Annotated in this window: 9 protein-coding genes; 3 read left to right on the top strand and 6 right to left on the bottom strand. The window is 68.1% G+C overall.

Annotated features, from left to right (window positions below; genetic code table 11):
• Positions 1-92 precede the first annotated feature (92 nt).
• A complete protein-coding gene (locus ACWEQQ_RS41795; RefSeq protein WP_452352129.1) occupies positions 93-1,847 on the top strand; it encodes an MFS transporter in 1,755 nt (584 codons plus the stop codon).
• A gap of 172 nt (positions 1,848-2,019) precedes the next feature.
• Here the strand turns inward: ACWEQQ_RS41795 and ACWEQQ_RS41790 are convergent, their stop codons facing one another.
• The 6 genes from ACWEQQ_RS41790 to ACWEQQ_RS41765 all read right to left on the bottom strand — a co-directional run bounded on the left by ACWEQQ_RS41790 (position 2,020) and on the right by ACWEQQ_RS41765 (position 12,876).
• Positions 2,020-4,278: an MMPL family transporter gene (locus ACWEQQ_RS41790; protein ID WP_452352128.1), complete on the bottom strand. Its 2,259-nt coding sequence runs from the start codon at positions 4,276-4,278 to the stop codon at positions 2,020-2,022.
• A complete protein-coding gene (locus ACWEQQ_RS41785; protein ID WP_452352127.1) occupies positions 4,272-5,030 on the bottom strand; it encodes a thioesterase II family protein in 759 nt (252 codons plus the stop codon). The genes ACWEQQ_RS41790 and ACWEQQ_RS41785 overlap by 7 nt, the downstream gene beginning before the upstream one ends.
• On the bottom strand, positions 5,027-9,274 hold the full coding sequence (locus tag ACWEQQ_RS41780) for a type I polyketide synthase (RefSeq protein WP_452352126.1): 4,248 nt from the start codon (positions 9,272-9,274) through the stop codon (positions 5,027-5,029). The genes ACWEQQ_RS41785 and ACWEQQ_RS41780 overlap by 4 nt, the downstream gene beginning before the upstream one ends.
• An 89-nt stretch (positions 9,275-9,363) precedes the next feature.
• Positions 9,364-9,645, bottom strand: coding sequence for an acyl carrier protein (locus ACWEQQ_RS41775; protein WP_452345549.1), 282 nt, complete (start codon positions 9,643-9,645; stop codon positions 9,364-9,366).
• A gap of 33 nt (positions 9,646-9,678) precedes the next feature.
• Entirely contained in the window at positions 9,679-11,424 is a 1,746-nt protein-coding gene (locus ACWEQQ_RS41770) for a fatty acyl-AMP ligase (RefSeq protein ID WP_452352125.1), read from the bottom strand.
• A gap of 168 nt (positions 11,425-11,592) precedes the next feature.
• Positions 11,593-12,876 (bottom strand): cytochrome P450, encoded by a 1,284-nt coding sequence (locus tag ACWEQQ_RS41765; RefSeq protein WP_452345547.1) that lies wholly within the window; start codon positions 12,874-12,876, stop codon positions 11,593-11,595.
• Positions 12,877-12,983: 107 nt separating this feature from the next.
• Here ACWEQQ_RS41765 and ACWEQQ_RS41760 point away from each other — a divergent pair, with 107 nt between their 5' ends.
• Entirely contained in the window at positions 12,984-14,618 is a 1,635-nt protein-coding gene (locus ACWEQQ_RS41760) for a GMC oxidoreductase (RefSeq protein WP_452345546.1), read from the top strand.
• A 30-nt stretch (positions 14,619-14,648) separates the two neighbouring features.
• A complete protein-coding gene (locus ACWEQQ_RS41755; RefSeq protein WP_452352124.1) occupies positions 14,649-15,518 on the top strand; it encodes an SDR family NAD(P)-dependent oxidoreductase in 870 nt (289 codons plus the stop codon).
• Positions 15,519-15,763 lie beyond the last annotated feature (245 nt).

Raw genomic sequence — 15,763 nt, 5'->3', positions numbered from 1 at the left:
GGGCGTGCCGTGCCCGCGGGGAAGGGGCCGGTGGGGCATTTCGACCCGTCCCTGATGAGTCTCGCCACGGTACGGAAATAACCCACGTGGCGATGCCGCAAGCCCGACCGGACGGCAGGCGTGCCGCCATACAACACAACCGTGACGATGCGGATTCACCCGATCGCGACCACTCCGCACCCAGCACGCCGCCGGAACGCCGACGTTGGATCGCGCTCGCCGTGGTCCTCGTCGCGGGGTTCATCGATCTGCTGGATTCCACCATCGTCAATGTCGCGGTGCCGAGCATCCAGCGTGACCTCGGGGCGCAGTATGCGCAGCTCGAATGGATCGTCGCGGGATACGTGCTGGCTTTTGCGGCAGTCCTCATTACCGGTGGCAGGCTCGGCGATATCTACGGCCGCCGCCGGGTGTTCCTGACGGGCGTTGCAGGGTTCACCATCGCGTCGGCGCTGTGCGGCATCGCCGTCAGCCCCGGCATGCTCATCGTCTCGCGGTTTCTCCAGGGCGGAAGCGCGGGGCTGATGGTGCCGCAGATCCTCGCGATCATCCACGTCACATTCCCGCGCGAAGAGCGCGGCCGTGTGCTGGGCATCTTCGGTGCCGTGGTCGGATCGGCGGCAGTGGTCGGGCCGACCGTCGGTGGTGTGCTCGTCGACTGGAATGTGTTCGACCTCCAGTGGCGGCCGATCTTTCTGGTCAACGTCCCGGTCGGTATCGCGGCCGTCGTGGCGGCCCTGTTCGTGGTGCGCGAATCGAGGTCCGCGACCGCTCCGAAGCTCGACCTCGTCGGCGCCACCCTCGCCACGGCCGCGATCGCGATGCTTGTGTACCCGCTCACGGAAGGACGCCGATTCGGCTGGCCGGCCTGGACTTTCGTCATGATGGCGGGCGCGGTCGCGATGCTCGCGGTCCTTGTCGTCCACGAGAACCGGCGAACCCGGACGATCGGTTCACCGCTGATCGTGCTCGGATTGTTCCGGCGGCGGTCGTTCTCGATCGGCAGTGTGCTCTGGCTGATCTTCTGGATCGCGCTCGGTGGCTTCTTCCTCGTCTGGACGCTCTACATGCAGGTCGGCCTCGGCTGGTCGCCGCTGCGGGCCGGTCTGACCTTCGGCGTGTTCGCTGTCGGCGCTGCGGCGGCGGCAGGCATCTCCGTGGAGATGCTCGTACCCCGGTACGGCCGGCGAGTGCTGATGGCGGGGGCACTGCTCAATGCGACGGGCTTCGCCGGCTACGTGTGGGCCGCGTGGCACTATGGTCCCGCGATCACCTCGTGGGAAATGATTGCGCCGCTGGCCATTTCGGGTCTCGGCTTCGGCCTGGTCGTCTCGCCGACCATCGATTTCGTCCTGGCCGAGGTCCCCAAGGACGATGCCGGTTCGGCGTCCGGCCTGCTGAACACCGCTCAGCAGCTCGGCATCGCACTCGGGGTCGCACTCGCCGGGGTGGTCTTCTTCGCCCAGCTCGACAGTGGTTCCGGCCGCGGCGTCGACGTGGTCGCACCCCAGGTCCGCACCGAATTCACCGCGGCCGGCCTGAACACACAAGCGCAGACGCAGATCCTCTCCGGCTTCCGGGCATGCGTGCAGGACAGATCGGCCGGCACCAACCCCGCCGAGACCCCTCCGAGCTGCCAGGCGATCCAGGGTCCGTCCACCCAGCCTGGAAAGCCCGATCGGGTCGCCGAAATCCTCAGCGATGCAGGCAAAAAGGCCAACGCCGAGAACTTCTCCCGCACGTTCGGAAGCACGCTGTGGTGGGGCGTAGGAATTCTCGCCGCCGTCTTCGCGGGATTATTCGCGGTGCCCCGACGCGCGGCGCACCACGATCCGGACGATCTCTGACTATCGAACTTCCTTGCAGCAGCGGGCTCAGCAGCCAGACGGTGTCTCATGTCGCTGTGATTCGTTCGTCGCGTGTCGGATTCGGTTGCGCGGCAAGATGTCCGGCCGTGATCGACGAGTTGTCGCGCCGCCCGGTGGTGCTCGACGAACCAACCATGGGTGATCGAGGGCATCAGCCCGCGAGTTGTCCCGCCATCGAACCTGTCGCCGTACCGGCGCTCGACGGCCTGTCGATGGAGATCACTTCGGCGACCATCGGTGTCCGTACCCGCGGGCTGGGGACCGTCGACGATTCCTTGCACCCGATGCGGGCGTGCAGCCGGCGCAATGGTCCTGGCGCCCACCAGTTCAGGTCGCCGGCGATCCGCATGAAGGCCGGGACCAGCACGCCGCGGATCAAGGTGGCGTCGACGAGGACGGCCAGTGCGGTGCCGATGCCGAACATCTGCATGAACGACAGGCCGGTCGCGAAGGACAGCAGTGTCACGGTGAGCAGGGCCGCCGCGCTGCTGACGATGCGGCCGACGCGGCCCAGGCCCTCGATGGTGGCCGCGGTGGTGTCCGCGCCGGCGTCGTGGGCCTCCTTGATGCGGCCGAGCAGAAAGATCTCGTAGTCCACCGAGAGGCTGAATGCGATGCAGCACAGCAGCACCACCATCGCGATATTGAGCGGTGCCGGGGTGAAACCGAGCAGCCCGGCCAGGTGACCGTCCTGGAACACCCAGACCAGGGCGCCCAGCACGGCCGAGAGCATGAAGATGTTCAGCACCAGCGCCTTGATGGGCACCACGATGCTCCCGGTGAACAGGAACAGCAGCACCAGTGTCGCTCCCGCCATGATCGCCAGCGCCGGCGCCAGCCGGCCGGTGATCGCGGCGCGGCTGTCGATCAGCGACGCCGTCGGCCCGCCCACCGAATGGTCCCCCGGTAGTGCGCGAATCGCGCGCACCAAAGCCTGCGAAGCCGCGCTCTGGACGGTCGTCGACGGCTGAACCTCCACGAATCCGGTTGTCCCCGAGACGAATCGGGCGGCAGTCGGCCCGGGTGCGGTCACCAGCACGCCACCCTCGTACCGCCCGAAGGCGCCGTCGACGTGGCGGACGCCGGGCATGGTCGAGACCTGCCGGGCGAGCGGTTCCAGCGCTTGCGGGTCGCGATCGGACAGCACGGTGACGGCGTTGGACACCTCCGCCGGGTAGTCGTCCCGGATCGAGGTCGTGACCTGGCGGGCAGCCGAGTCGGCCGGCAGCGCCCGCTCGTCCGATGTCGCGAACTGCGCGTGCGCGAACGGGATTCCCATCAGCAGCAGCAGCGCCATGACTCCCAGCGCCGCCCGCAGCGGCCGGCGCGTGACGGCCATCGCGGTGCGCCGCCAGAATCGTGACGGCTGCGCCAGCCGATCCCGGCGGCGGCGCAATGCCAGGGCATCGACGCGGGATCCGAGCAGGCTCATCAGGGCTGGCAGGACGACGACCGCGGCCAGCGCGGCCAGCAGCACCACCACGATCGCGGCGATACCGACCGACCGTAGGAAAGACGTGGGAAACACCAGCATTCCGGCCATGGCGACGGTGACGGTGGCCGCGCTGAACAGGATCGTGCGTCCGGCTGTCGTGACAGCCTCCACGACAGCCTGTTCCGGCTCGTGACCGCGTTGTCGCTCCTCGCGGAATCTCGACACCGTCAGCAGCCCGAAATCGATTGCGAGCCCGAGCCCGAAGGCGGTGGCGACGGTGAGCGCATATACCGACACCTCGGTGACATGGGCCAGCCAGAAGAGCACCCCGGTGGTGGACACGATCGAGACGACGCCCACCGTCAGCGGCAGCAGCGCGGCCATCACGCCGCCGAACACCACGATCAGCAGGAGCAGGGTCGCGGGCAGTGCGATCGATTCGGAGACGACGAGATCGCGGTGCACCCGGCCCTCGATGTCGTTGGTCAGGCCGAGCTTGCCGCCGGCCCGCACCTCGATCGCCGGGTCGTCGGCGGGCAGGTCGTCGACGACCCGCTTGGTGATCTGGGCCGCCGCTTCCGGGCTGCCGTTCGGGTGCAGCAACACCAATCCGGACCGGCCGTCCGCGCTGCGCAGCTCCGGCGTGCCGGTGGACCAGTACGAGCCCACCACCGCCACGTCCGGTTCTGCGGCGATCTTCTGCGTCAATCGCTGTGCGGCCGTTGCCACTTCGGGGCTGCCGACATCGCCGTCGCGCGCGGTCACCTGCAGGATCAGATCGGGGGAGCCGCCGAACCGGGTGTCGAGGACGTCCTGGACCTGGGCGGACTCCGAGTGCGGATCGTCGAATCCGCCGACCTTCAAATGCTGGGACACCCCGGCTCCCATCAGGCCCGCGAGCACGAGTACGACGGTGGTGAGGGCGAGGACCAGCCGGGGGTGTGCGACGGTGGCGGTGGCAAGGCGTCTCAACATGGCAGGCTCGCTTCGGATCGGGTGTACCGGCGCAGCAGCTGCCGTAGGTGCCGGAACAGAAGTTCCTTGTGTTCGGTGAGGTAGAAGTGATCGCCCGGAAGGATCCGCACCTCGTGGGATCCGGTGGTGCACTCTGCCCAGGCGGCCAGGTCGAGTTCGCCGGCCAGCGGATCAGCGTCGCCACCGAAGACGTGGATCGGGCAGGGCAACGGTGGCTCGGCGGCCTGGGAGTCGCTTGCGCATAGACGCAGGTCGTCACGGGTCGTCGCGACCAGATCGCCCAGTAGCGCGGGAAATTCGAGCAGTTCTGCGGGCAGCCCGCCGAGGTCGGTGAGCAGCCGGATCAATGCCGCGTCGTCGAGGGTGTCGGTCAGCGGGAACGCCATCGGCAGCGGGGGAGCGGCATACCCGGACAGCAGCAGCGCCCGGGGACCGGTTCGCCCACTGTGCTGGCGGCGGCAGGCCAACCGGTAGGCGATCAGAGCGCCCATGCTGTGCCCGAAGAACAGGTGCGGTTCGGTGAGGAACTCGTCCAGCTGATCGTCGAGCGCCGCGAGCAGTGCCTCGATATCGGTGAAGCGGGCCTCTCCGGCGCGGCGCTCGCGGCCGGGCAGCAGCACCGGCCAGACCGTCGCGTGCGGGTGCAGCGCGCGCTGCCATCCGTGAAACAGCGAGGCGCCGCCGCCGGCGTGGTGGAAGCAGAACAACCTCAGGCCCTGCTCGTCGGCGGGCCGAATCAGATACCGGGTCATGGCAAGGCGGCCAATTCCTCGGCCAGCACGCGTACGGTGTGCCGGATCTGCTCTTCGGTGTGGCACACCGTGACGAAGAACCGCAGCCGGGCCAGGTTCTCGGGCACGGCCGGATACAGGATCGGATTGACGTTGATTCCGCGCCGCAGCAACGCATTCGACAGTGCCAGCGTCTTCATCGAATCACCGACGATGCACGGGATCACGGGCGTGGCGAAGCTGTCGCCGGTGTCGATGCCGGCCCTCCTGGCCAGTTTCAGGAACAGCTCCGACCGGGTCCGCAGCTGCTCGAGCAGCGCGGGCTGGGACCGCAGCTGCCGGAGCGCCGCCAGCGATGCCGCCGCATTGGGCGGGGTGATGCCGACGCTGTAGATGAATCCGGGCGTGGTGTATTTAAGGAACCGGATGAGCTCGGCGCTGCCCGCCACGTACCCACCGCACCCGGCGAGCGCCTTGGACATGGTGCCCGACCACAGCTCCACATCGGCACGGTCGACGCCGAAATGCTCGCCGATGCCGGCGCCGGTCGCGCCGAGCACCCCGATGCTGTGCGCCTCGTCGATCATGAGCTGCGCGCGGTGCTTCTTCTTCACCGCGACGAGCGCGGGCAGATCCGGGATGTCACCGTCCTGGCTGTACACGCCCTCGATGACGATGAGCGCTCGCCGGTATTGATGCCGAATCTCGGTGAGCAGGCGGTCGAGCGCCTCGTGGTCGTTGTGCGGGAACGGCCGCCGGGTGGCGCCGGAGAGCTTGCAGCCCTGCAGAATACTGTCGTGCGCCAGGCTGTCGTGCACGATCAGGTCGCCCTCCCCGACGATGTGCCCGATCACCGTCACATTGGTGGCGTGCCCGCTGACCATCGCGAGCGCATCCTCGGTGCCCAGCAGGGCGGCGAGTTCCCGCTCGAGTTCGGCATGAATCGGTTTCTCGCCGGAGAGCAGCCGGCTGGCCGAGCACGAGCTGCCGTACCGCGCGACCGCATCCTGGACCGCCGACACGACAGCGGGATGTCCCGACAGGCCGAGGTAGTTGTAGCTGGAGAAGTTCAGCACCTCGTGGCCTTCGATCACCGACGTGTCCCGGGTGATTCCGTCGTTGACGAGGAAGTAGGGGTTGGACATGCCCAGGGACTCGGCCAGCGCGATGCGCTCCGAGATCGCCTTGACCTCGGGGAAATCCGCGATGCGATGCTGGGGTTCGACGGCCGGTCGTGGTTCGGCGACGGGTTCGGGTACGACGTGCTCCCCGCGGTGACGCGCGACGAGTGCGGCCACATCGCCGAGAGTCGTTGCGGGGGTGTACCAATTCGGCTCGACGACCAGTCCTGGGAACTTCCTGGCGAGGCCGCCGAACAGGTCGGCGATCATGATCGAGTCGAATCCCAGGTCGCCGCTGAGGGTTTGGATGATGCTCACCTTGTCTGCCGGAAATCCGCTGATCCGAGCGACTTCGGCGCGGACGGCAGCCGAGATGGCCGTACCCTGCTCCACCGGGGTGGGCTGCATTCGCGTTTCCGGTGTGGCCGAAGTGTTCCGGGCCGCGGCCGCGAGGACGGCGGCCTGCTCCCGGAAGAGCTCGATCAGTTGATCCATGGTGGTGCCCGTCGTGTGTCGTGTTGTCGGCGTGGGTGTTTCGGTGCTGGGCGCGGGGGCATCCACCTGCGTCCAGAAGCGGTGGGTGGTGGCGAACTCGTAGCCGCCGATGCGGTGCCGCACCCGGGCGGCGGGCTCGTAGAGGACGTCCCAGTCCGGGTTCAGGCCGTCGCGATACAGCGCCGCGACCGTCGAGTCGAGCTCGTGACCGGTCGCATCCGGCCCGGGACAGGGCACCTGGATCGGCAGGTCGAGCTCGGCGTGGGCACGGCCGACCATCGGGGCCAGCGTGCGCCGGGGACCCACTTCCACGAGGTGGGTGGGCTCGGCCCGCAGCGCGGCCGCCGCGGCATCGGCGAACCGCACCGTGGCCTCGACGTGTTCCACCCAGTAGGCGGCGTCCATCGGCTCGCCGGCGTCGAGCAGGCGTCCGCGCACGCTCGAATAGATCGGGATTTCGGGCCGGCGGTAGTGGCATTCGCTGGCCACCTCGGCGAAGGCGTCGAGCATCGGCTGCATCAGCGGCGAGTGGAATCCGTGCGAGACGGTGAGCGGGCGCGCGGTGATCCCGAGGTCGGTGAGCACCGCACCGATCCGTCCGACGCCATCGGCGGCGCCGGACAGCACCAGCTCCCGTGGACCGTTCACCGCGGCCACCGCGACATGGGGCTCGGCGGCGATCAACTCGGCGAGCTCGGAGCTCGTGCCGCGGACCGCGAGCATCGTTCCACCGTCGGGCAGCTGCTGCATGAGCCGGCCGCGGGCGCAGACCAGCCGGCACGCGTCGTCCAGGCCGAAGACTCCGGCGACCGCGGCGGCCGCGTATTCGCCGACGCTGTGGCCGAGCAGCCAGGCCGGCTCGACGCCGAGGTCGGTGAGCACCCGGGCCAGCGCGTACTCGATCGCGAAGATCGCCGGCTGCGCGAACTCGGTCCGGTGCACGAGTTCGCTTCCGCCGAGCAGCAGTTCGGTCACCGAACGGTGCAGGTGCGGTGCCAGCTGCGCGTCCACCTCCGCGAGCGCCCGCCGGTAGGCATGACTGCGCTCGTACAGCGCGCGCGACATCCCGGGATACTGCGAGCCCTGGCCGGTGAACAGCCAGCCGATCGACAACGGCTGCGCGACACCCGAATCGGGCCCCGTGCCCGAGGCGAACGCCCGCAGCGCCGACACCGCCTCCGTCCGGTCGCCGACCGCGAACGCCAGCCGATGCCGGCCGGAGGACTTCACGAGATTGCTCGACCAGCACAGCCGATTCAGGGCGGCGGGATCGTGGTCGATGTGCTCGGCGAGCCGGGCGGCGTTGCGCCGCAGACCATCCCGGTCGTTCGAGGAGACGGTGAGCACGCCGCCGCCGCCGGTCGCCGCCGGAACGCTGGTCGCGGGAGCGTCGGCCAGCAGCATGTGCGCATTGGTCCCGCCCATACCGAAGCTGCTGACGGCGCCGTGAATCGGGCCGTCCGGCAACGGCATCGGCTCGTGCAGCAGTCGCAGCCCGTGGGCGGCCAGCCGCAGCCGCGGATTCTCGTCGGCGGCGAACCTGGTGGGCGGGACGACGCGGTGGCGCAGGCTGAGCGCCACCTTGATCAGGCCCGCGATGCCGGCCGCGCCCTCGGTGTGGCCGAGGTTGCCCTTGATCGACCCGATCGCGCACGGCTGCGGCCGCTCGACCGCGTGCACCGCGCCCAGCGCCTTGGCCTCGATCATGTCGCCGAGAACCGTTCCCGTGCCGTGCGCCTCGACGAAGGCGACCTGCTCCGCGGACACGCCGGCGCGCCGGTACGCCTCGGCGATCACCTGCTGCTGTGCCCAGCGGTTGGGCGCGGTGATGCCGTTGCTGCGCCCGTCGTTGTTCACCGCACTGCCCTTGATCACCGCGTGGATCGGCAGACCCTCGGCCAGGGCATCGGCGAGCCGCCGCAGCACCACCACCGCGACGCCCTCGCCGCGGCCGATGCCGTCGGCCTTGCCGCTGAACGGCTTGCACCGCCCGTCCGGGGCCGACAGGCCGGCCTGGGTGTAGAAGACATTGAGCGTGGGCGTGACGGTGATGTTCACCCCGGCGGCGAGAGCCTGATCGCATTCCCCTGCCGACAGTGCGACACACGCCTGGTGCACCGCGACCAGCGAGGACGAGCAGGCGGTATCGACGGCCAGACTCGGGCCCTTCAGGTCCAGCTGATAGGAGATCCGATTCGCGGTCATGAAATAGCCGTTACCCGAACCCATTTGGGGCGTGATGCGCGCGTAGTCGCGCAGGTGCACGGTCGCCCACTCATTGGCCATGACGCCGACGAAGACACCGGTATTCGACCCGGACTGGCGGCGGGGGTCGAGGGTGGCGTCCTCGAACGCCCGCCAGGCAGCCTGCAGCAGCAGCCGCTGCTGCGGATCCATCGCCTGCGCCTCACGCGGTGCGATACCGAAGAACTCGTGGTCGAATGCGTCGGCATCGCAAAGGAATCCGCCACTGACGTTGTTGACCGATCCCGGTCCGCCCGCCGGATCGTGGAATTCGCCTGCCCGCCAGCGCTGCTCGGGCACCTCGGTGACGGCATCGGCGCCGGCCATCAGCAACGCCCACAATGCTTCGGCATTCGGTGCCTGCGGGAATCGGCAGTCGAGGCCGACGATCGCGATATCGGTCATGCTGTGTCGATCGGGCATGCGCGTCGGCTCTGCGTGGTTACGCTGCGCAAGCGCGGGGAGGCGGAGCGGCGCCTCCAAGACTTGACCGCTCATGCCGCCGACTCACGGTGCAGGACAGCCTCGTTCGCGATGAACCCGGCCAGTTCGGCGATCGTCGGATAGTCGAACACGACGGTGGCGTCGAGCTCGAGATCCCACTCGTCCTCGACCTCGCCGCACAGGCTCACCGCGGACACGGAGTCCAGGCCGAGCTCGGCCAGCGGCAGCATGGTGTCGACGCTGTGGGCGGGCTGGTCCAGATAGCCGGCGACCCGCTCGACGAGCCACTCGATGATCGGCGCTGCCGCACCGGCAGCCGTGTGCGTGTGCATCGTGGTGATCCCCTTGTGGTTTCGGCTGTCGGATCAGCCGAGGGTGGCCAGGGCGCGGGTGCGCAGCCGTTGGACGGACGGTTCGATCTGTTCGTGCAGCACCGAGTCGATGGTGTTGTCGAAGAAGGCCGCTCGCATGGAGCCGCGCTGCACCTTGCCGCTGGTCGTGCGGTGCACGCTGCGGTGCTCCACCAGCACCACATTCGGCGCCGGCAGGTCGAACGCCGCGGCCACGGTGGCGCGGATGCGGGTTGCCAGTTCGGCGGGGGTCGATTCGCCCAATGCCGTGGTCCGCACGCCCTGGATCAGCAGCAACCGCTCCTGCCGGCCGGTTTCCACGGCCAGTGCGACTCCCAGTGAGTCGGCGAGTGCCGGGTGCTCCGCGCGGACGGCTTCCTCGATGTCATGGGGGTACAGATTGCGGCCGTTGACGATGATCAGATCCTTCAGCCGGCCGGTCACGAAGACTTCGCCGTGATGGATCGCGCCGAGGTCGCCGGTGCGCAGGTATGGTCCCTGCCCGGCGATGCGCGCACCGAACTTCTCGCGTGTTTCTTCCGGTCGGTTCCAATAGCCCTGTGCCACACTGTCTCCGGCGATCCAGATCTCGCCGACCCGACCATCGGGCAGCGCCTGCAGCGTGTGCGGATCCACGATCCGGATCTCCATTCCCGCTACCGCCGGCCCGTTACCGACCAGGCGGATTCCGTGCTCGGCCGGTACCAGCCGGTGGGCTTCGAGCTGAGCTGGATCGACGGTCAGATGCTCGAGCGGGCGCCCGGGCGGGCTGATGGACCCGATCAGCGTCGCCTCGGCCATGCCGTAGCCGGGGGCGAAGATGTCGGCGGCGAATCCGGCCGGGCCCAGCCGCTCGATCACCGCCTCGAGGGTCCTCGGCCGGATCGGTTCGGCACCGACGAGCGCGCCCCGCAGCGATGACAGGTCCAGCTCCGCCAGCTGCGCGTCGCTCACGCGCCGGGCGAGCAGGTCGTAGGCGAAGTTCGGCGCGACAGTGGCGCGGGCGCGGTAGCGGTGGATGGCCTCGAGCAGGCTCACCGGTCGCTTGAGGAACGTCATCGGTGACATGAACACCAAGTTCGCGCCGTGGTAGATCGGCTGCAGCAGCATGCCGATCAATCCCATGTCGTGGAAGTGCGGCAGCCATCCGACCGTGGTGTCGAGATCGGTGGCGCCGAGGGCCGTGCTGGTGGCGGCCGCGTTGTGCACGAGATTGCGGTGGGTGACCACCACACCCCTGGGCGCACTGGTGGAGCCGGAGGTGTACTGCAGGAATGCGACTGTGCCGGAATCGATCTCGGGCATCGCCCAGGCATCCGGGTCACCCAGATCGGCGGTATCGGTCGCGGCGACCGACACCTGCACGCCCGCCTCTCGGGCCCAGGCGGCGAGCGGATCCCGGAACTCACCGGTCGTCAGCACCAAACCGGTCCCGGTATCCGTGAACATCCCCGCCACCCGCTGCATGCTGCGCGCATCGTGCGGAACCGGGGCCGGTACAGCGATCACGCCCGCATACAGGCAGCCGAGGAAGGCCCGCAGGAATTCGAGCCCGGGGGGATACAGCAGCAGCACCGGCCGGTCGGCCTCCGGGCGTTGTGACAGCCAGACCGCCATCGCCCGGGCATCGCGGTCGAGTTCGCGATAGCTCGCAGGCTGCTCGATCAATTCGCGGCCCTGCTCGCGCAGATACGTGTAGCGCCGCGTATCGCCATAGGTCGCGGCCTGCTCGCGAATATGCGCGACGAAGGTGGACTGCATTCGTGAACTCCCGGGATGTGATTCGTGTACCAGGTGCGACAGATTTGCTGGCATTTGTCGCACTACCTGGAAAAGAATCTTCCGGGTCGGCGGTTGCGCCGAATAGCCACCAAAGGTGGAGACCACCTTCACCCCCCCGTGGTCACATTCCCGCTGGAGGGGGCCCTGTCAGTCGGCAGATACCTTGGCGGGCATGGAGCGGTAGGCGTGCAGGTTTCGCAGGGGATGCGGGATCGGTGGACCGTCCAGGCGCAGATCCGGGTACCGCTCGAAAAGGGCTCGCAGCGCGATGGCGCCTTCCAGCCGCGCGAGCCGGGCTCCCAGACAGCCGTGTATCCCGCTGCTGAACGCGAGATGCTCCGCGGCGTTGTCCCTGGTCACATCGAATTGCTCGGGGTCGGGGAAGACCGTGGGATCGTGGTTGGCTCCGGCCAATGACAGCAGGACCAGGGATCCCGATCTGATGTGCTGATGATCGATATCGACGTCACAGTTCGCGACCCGGCCGGTCATCCGCACGGGACCGTCGTAGCGCAGGATTTCCTCGACCGCGTTCGGCCACAGCTCCGGCCTTGCGGCCAGCAGTTCCAGCTGGTCCGGATGGCTTGTCAGCAAGGCGATTCCGTTGCCGAGCATGTTCACCGTCGTCAAGAATCCGGCATCCAGGAGCAGGGCCGCATTGGCCATCTGCTCGCGGCGGGTGAGTTCGTCATTCGCCACCAGCATGCTGAGCACGTCATCGCGCGGCTCGGCGGTGAGCCGATCGAGGTGCTGGTCGAAGTACTGTTTGATTTCGGCCAGGTCTTTGACGGCGTCGCGATAGGTGGTCCAGTCCAGGCCTCGTTCGAGCAGCGGCGCACCCGAGTCTCCCCATTTCAGCAGGGTCGAATGCATGTCCTGCGGCAGCCCGAGAATTTCGGCGATGATCGTGACCGGCATCTGCGCGGAAAAATCGCTGATCAGATCGGGTCGAGGATTCGAATCCAGGCGGTCGATCAGGTCATCGGCCACTTCGGCAACTCGCTCCTCCAACGTCGCGATCGCCTTCGGGCCGAATGCCTGCCCGACCATGCGCCGGTACCGGGTGTGATCCGGCGGATCGGTCACCAGCATCGAGGGCGGTTCGCCGAGGTTGGGAAGTCCCGGATCCGTCTTGGCCAGCATCCAGCGGATCGGCTTCGGCAGGGCTGGATGATTGGGCGAGACCACGCCGAAGCGCCGGTCTCGGAGGACGAGCCGGCAGATTTCGTAATCCGCGGTGATGTACACCCCCGACATCCGGGGAATCCGGCCCTGCCGCCGGATCTCCTCGATATGCGGCGATGAGCCGAGCAAGCTGTCCGGGGAGAGGGCGAGATTCCCCAGCGGCTCACCTCGACGTGCCGACCACCGGAGGTAGGTCCGCAGGAAGCCGTGCATGAGCAGCCATCGAGTCCATGTGCGAGTCAACATCGTCACCTCTCACCCCTGACCCGCTCCCTATGATAGTGATTCGCTATGGCCTATCGCAGCTACCCGAGGGTGACGGAGTGACGTTCGGATCAGGCGAGGGGCCCACCATGGACAGGCGCAGTTTCATACAGGGCGTCGGCGTGGCTGCGGCGACGCTGGGCTTTGCCGGCGTCGGCGCGGCCACATCTGTCGCACGGGCCGACGATGTCGACCAGAGCCCGAAGACGCCGGAATATCGCACGCTGCTGCCGGAAATCTTCCAACCCCTGCCGGATCCCGCCGATCATGTACCGGCGATCGTCGTCGGATCAGGGTTCGGGGCGTCGGTCACCGCGCTGCGCCTGGCGCAGTCCGGGATGGACGTCGCAGTGCTCGAGCGGGGATCGCGCTGGCCGAATGATCCGTGGCGCAATATCTTCACCGTCGACACGGTTCCGGATGGCCGCGGCTTCTGGCATCGCACCACCTTCACCGGGGTGAACAGGATCCCGCTTGCTTTCGATCCGTTCGGCGGGGTCCTCGATGTCTGCAGCTACCCGGGCATCGACGTGTGGCGCGCCGCGTGTGTCGGCGGTGGCTCGGTCGTGTTCACCGGGGTGATGATCGAGCCCGAGCAACGGTTCTTCGATCACGTATTCCGCGGCGTGGTCGACTATCGCGAGATGCATGACATCTACTACCCCAGGGTCCGAAAGATGTTGCGGCTCAGCCCGATACCGGACGACATCTACAACTCCTCCGCGTTCACGCACTCCCGCGCCTGGGACGAACAGGTCCGCGCGGCCGGATATACGCCGCAGCCCATCGACGGCATCTGGAAATGGGACGTCATCCGCGACGAGCTGGCCGGGCGATCGAAGGCGTCGGCGACGGTGGGCTGTTCGGACCTCGGCAATTCCAACGGGGCGAAGTTCGATCTGAACCAGAACTACCTGCGCGGTGCCGAGGACACCGGCCGCGCTCGGATCTATCCGGGCCATCGCGTGGACGCCATCGCCGAGGAGCCGGGAGCGCCGGGTCGCTATGCCGTCGCCGTGACCAAACTCGCCCCGACCGGCGCGGTGCTCCGCACCCGGACGCTGACCTGCGACAGGCTGTTCCTGGCCGCGGGCTCCCTCGGCACCTCCGAGCTGCTGGTGCGCGCGCAGGCGACCGGCGCGCTGCCGAACCTGAACGAGTACATCGGCCAGGGCTGGGGCAGCAACGGCGACGTCGCCCTGGCCCGGCCGCTCACCGTGCTCGATATGGGCACGCAGGGTGCGCCGTCAGCGAGCCGGATTCTGGACGAGTCGGGCGCACCCGTGACGCTGGAGAACTGGTTCATCCCCGGCACGACGCCTTTCGATATCGGCCTGCTCGGATCGCTGGGCATCGTGCTCGACGACACTCGCGGCCGGTTCGTCTGCGATCCGGCCGACGGGCGCGTGCACCTGCTGTGGCCAACCGGCGGCGCCGCCGGTTATCTCGCGCGAGCGCGCGAGGTCAACGACACCATGATCGGTAACGGTCAGGTTTTCACTCTCTCGGGCCTGGATGCGGACGCGTCGTTCACCGCCCATCCGCTGGGCGGCGCAGTGATCGGACGTGCGACGGACGCGTACGGCCGGGTGCGTGGTTACCGAAACCTCTATGTCATGGACGGGGCGGCGGTGCCCGGGAGCACCGGAACGGTGAACCCCGCATTGACGATCAGCGCGCTGGCCGAGCGCAATATCGAACAGATCATTCGTTCCGGCGGGTAGTGGAATAGTCCAGCGATACAGTCGAGAGCTGTGGACGAGACTCCGGTCGCACACCGTCGGCGGTCGCTCGCCGAGCGAGTGGCGATCCGGCTGCTGTACCCGACATTCCGGCCCACTACGGAGTCCTTACGGGAGGCCGTCGCCGGCAAGATGGTGCTGGTGACCGGGGCCTCGCACGGTATCGGCAAGGCCAGCGCGCGGAAGCTGGCCGCGGCGGGCGCGGTGGTGCTGCTGGTGGCGCGTTCCCGGACCGAATTGGAACGACTGGCCGCCGACATCACGGCCGCCGGCGGCGTAGCCCACGCCTACCCGGCCGACCTGACCGACACCGATGCCGTCGACCGGCTCGGCCGGACGCTACTGGCCGAGTACGGGCACATCGATGTGGTGGTCAGCAACGCGGGCAAGTCGATTCGACGTCCCATTGCCGAGTCCTACGACCGCTTCCACGATTTCACCCGCACCATCGACATCAACTATCTCGGCCCGGTGCGGCTGCTGCTGACTCTCCTGCCCGATATGCGCGCACGCGGGCAGGGGCACATCGTGAACGTCTCCACCTGGGGTGTGCTCATGCCGCCGAGTCCGCGCTGGTCGGCCTACGGTGCCTCGAAGGCGGCCTTCGACGTCTGGCTGCGCAGCGTCGCCGCCGAAATCGCCGGTGACCACGTCACCACCACCTCGGTCTACATGCCACTGGTGCACACCAGAATGAGCGCCCCCACCGACTTCGGCCGGATGCCCGGCCTGACCGTCGACGAAGCCTCCGACCTCGTCACACACGCCGTCACCGCCAAACCCCGCGACGTCGCCCCGTGGTGGGCAGTCCGGGTCCAAGCCTGGTCCGCCGTCCACCGCGACCAGGTCCAGCGCTTCATGGAACGCAGGTTCCATCGCTGAAGACCGGATCGCGGCGGGCCCTGCCGGCGTGTCGTCCCCATTACATTTCGGCGGCATTCTTATGGCAAAGGTATAGCCATTGCATCGCGCCGGACAATTTGGAATGCCGACCAGTGCAAATGCAGGAATGCAGAGACATTTGGTCATCGAATCGAACGTGGCAAGTCACTGAATCGTTGCTGTTCGACCGCAGCGGCGTTCCCGGTGAAGTCTTCGGGGAATACCCGGTGCACTGCGCACCTTCC

The organism is Nocardia sp. NPDC004123, from assembly GCF_053603795.1.
This window is presented reverse-complemented; position numbering and strand designations above follow the sequence as displayed.

Bases quoted from the DNA above. Each gene is read 5' to 3' on its own strand.
- ACWEQQ_RS41795 (WP_452352129.1), top strand. From the start codon at position 93: ATGCCGCAAGCCCGACCGGACGGCAGGCGTGCCGCCATACAACACAAC.
- ACWEQQ_RS41790 (WP_452352128.1), bottom strand. From the start codon at position 4,278: ATGTTGAGACGCCTTGCCACCGCCACCGTCGCACACCCCCGGCTGGTC.
- ACWEQQ_RS41785 (WP_452352127.1), bottom strand. From the start codon at position 5,030: ATGACCCGGTATCTGATTCGGCCCGCCGACGAGCAGGGCCTGAGGTTG.
- ACWEQQ_RS41780 (WP_452352126.1), bottom strand. From the start codon at position 9,274: ATGACCGATATCGCGATCGTCGGCCTCGACTGCCGATTCCCGCAGGCA.
- ACWEQQ_RS41775 (WP_452345549.1), bottom strand. From the start codon at position 9,645: ATGCACACGCACACGGCTGCCGGTGCGGCAGCGCCGATCATCGAGTGG.
- ACWEQQ_RS41770 (WP_452352125.1), bottom strand. From the start codon at position 11,424: ATGCAGTCCACCTTCGTCGCGCATATTCGCGAGCAGGCCGCGACCTAT.
- ACWEQQ_RS41765 (WP_452345547.1), bottom strand. From the start codon at position 12,876: ATGTTGACTCGCACATGGACTCGATGGCTGCTCATGCACGGCTTCCTG.
- ACWEQQ_RS41760 (WP_452345546.1), top strand. From the start codon at position 12,984: ATGGACAGGCGCAGTTTCATACAGGGCGTCGGCGTGGCTGCGGCGACG.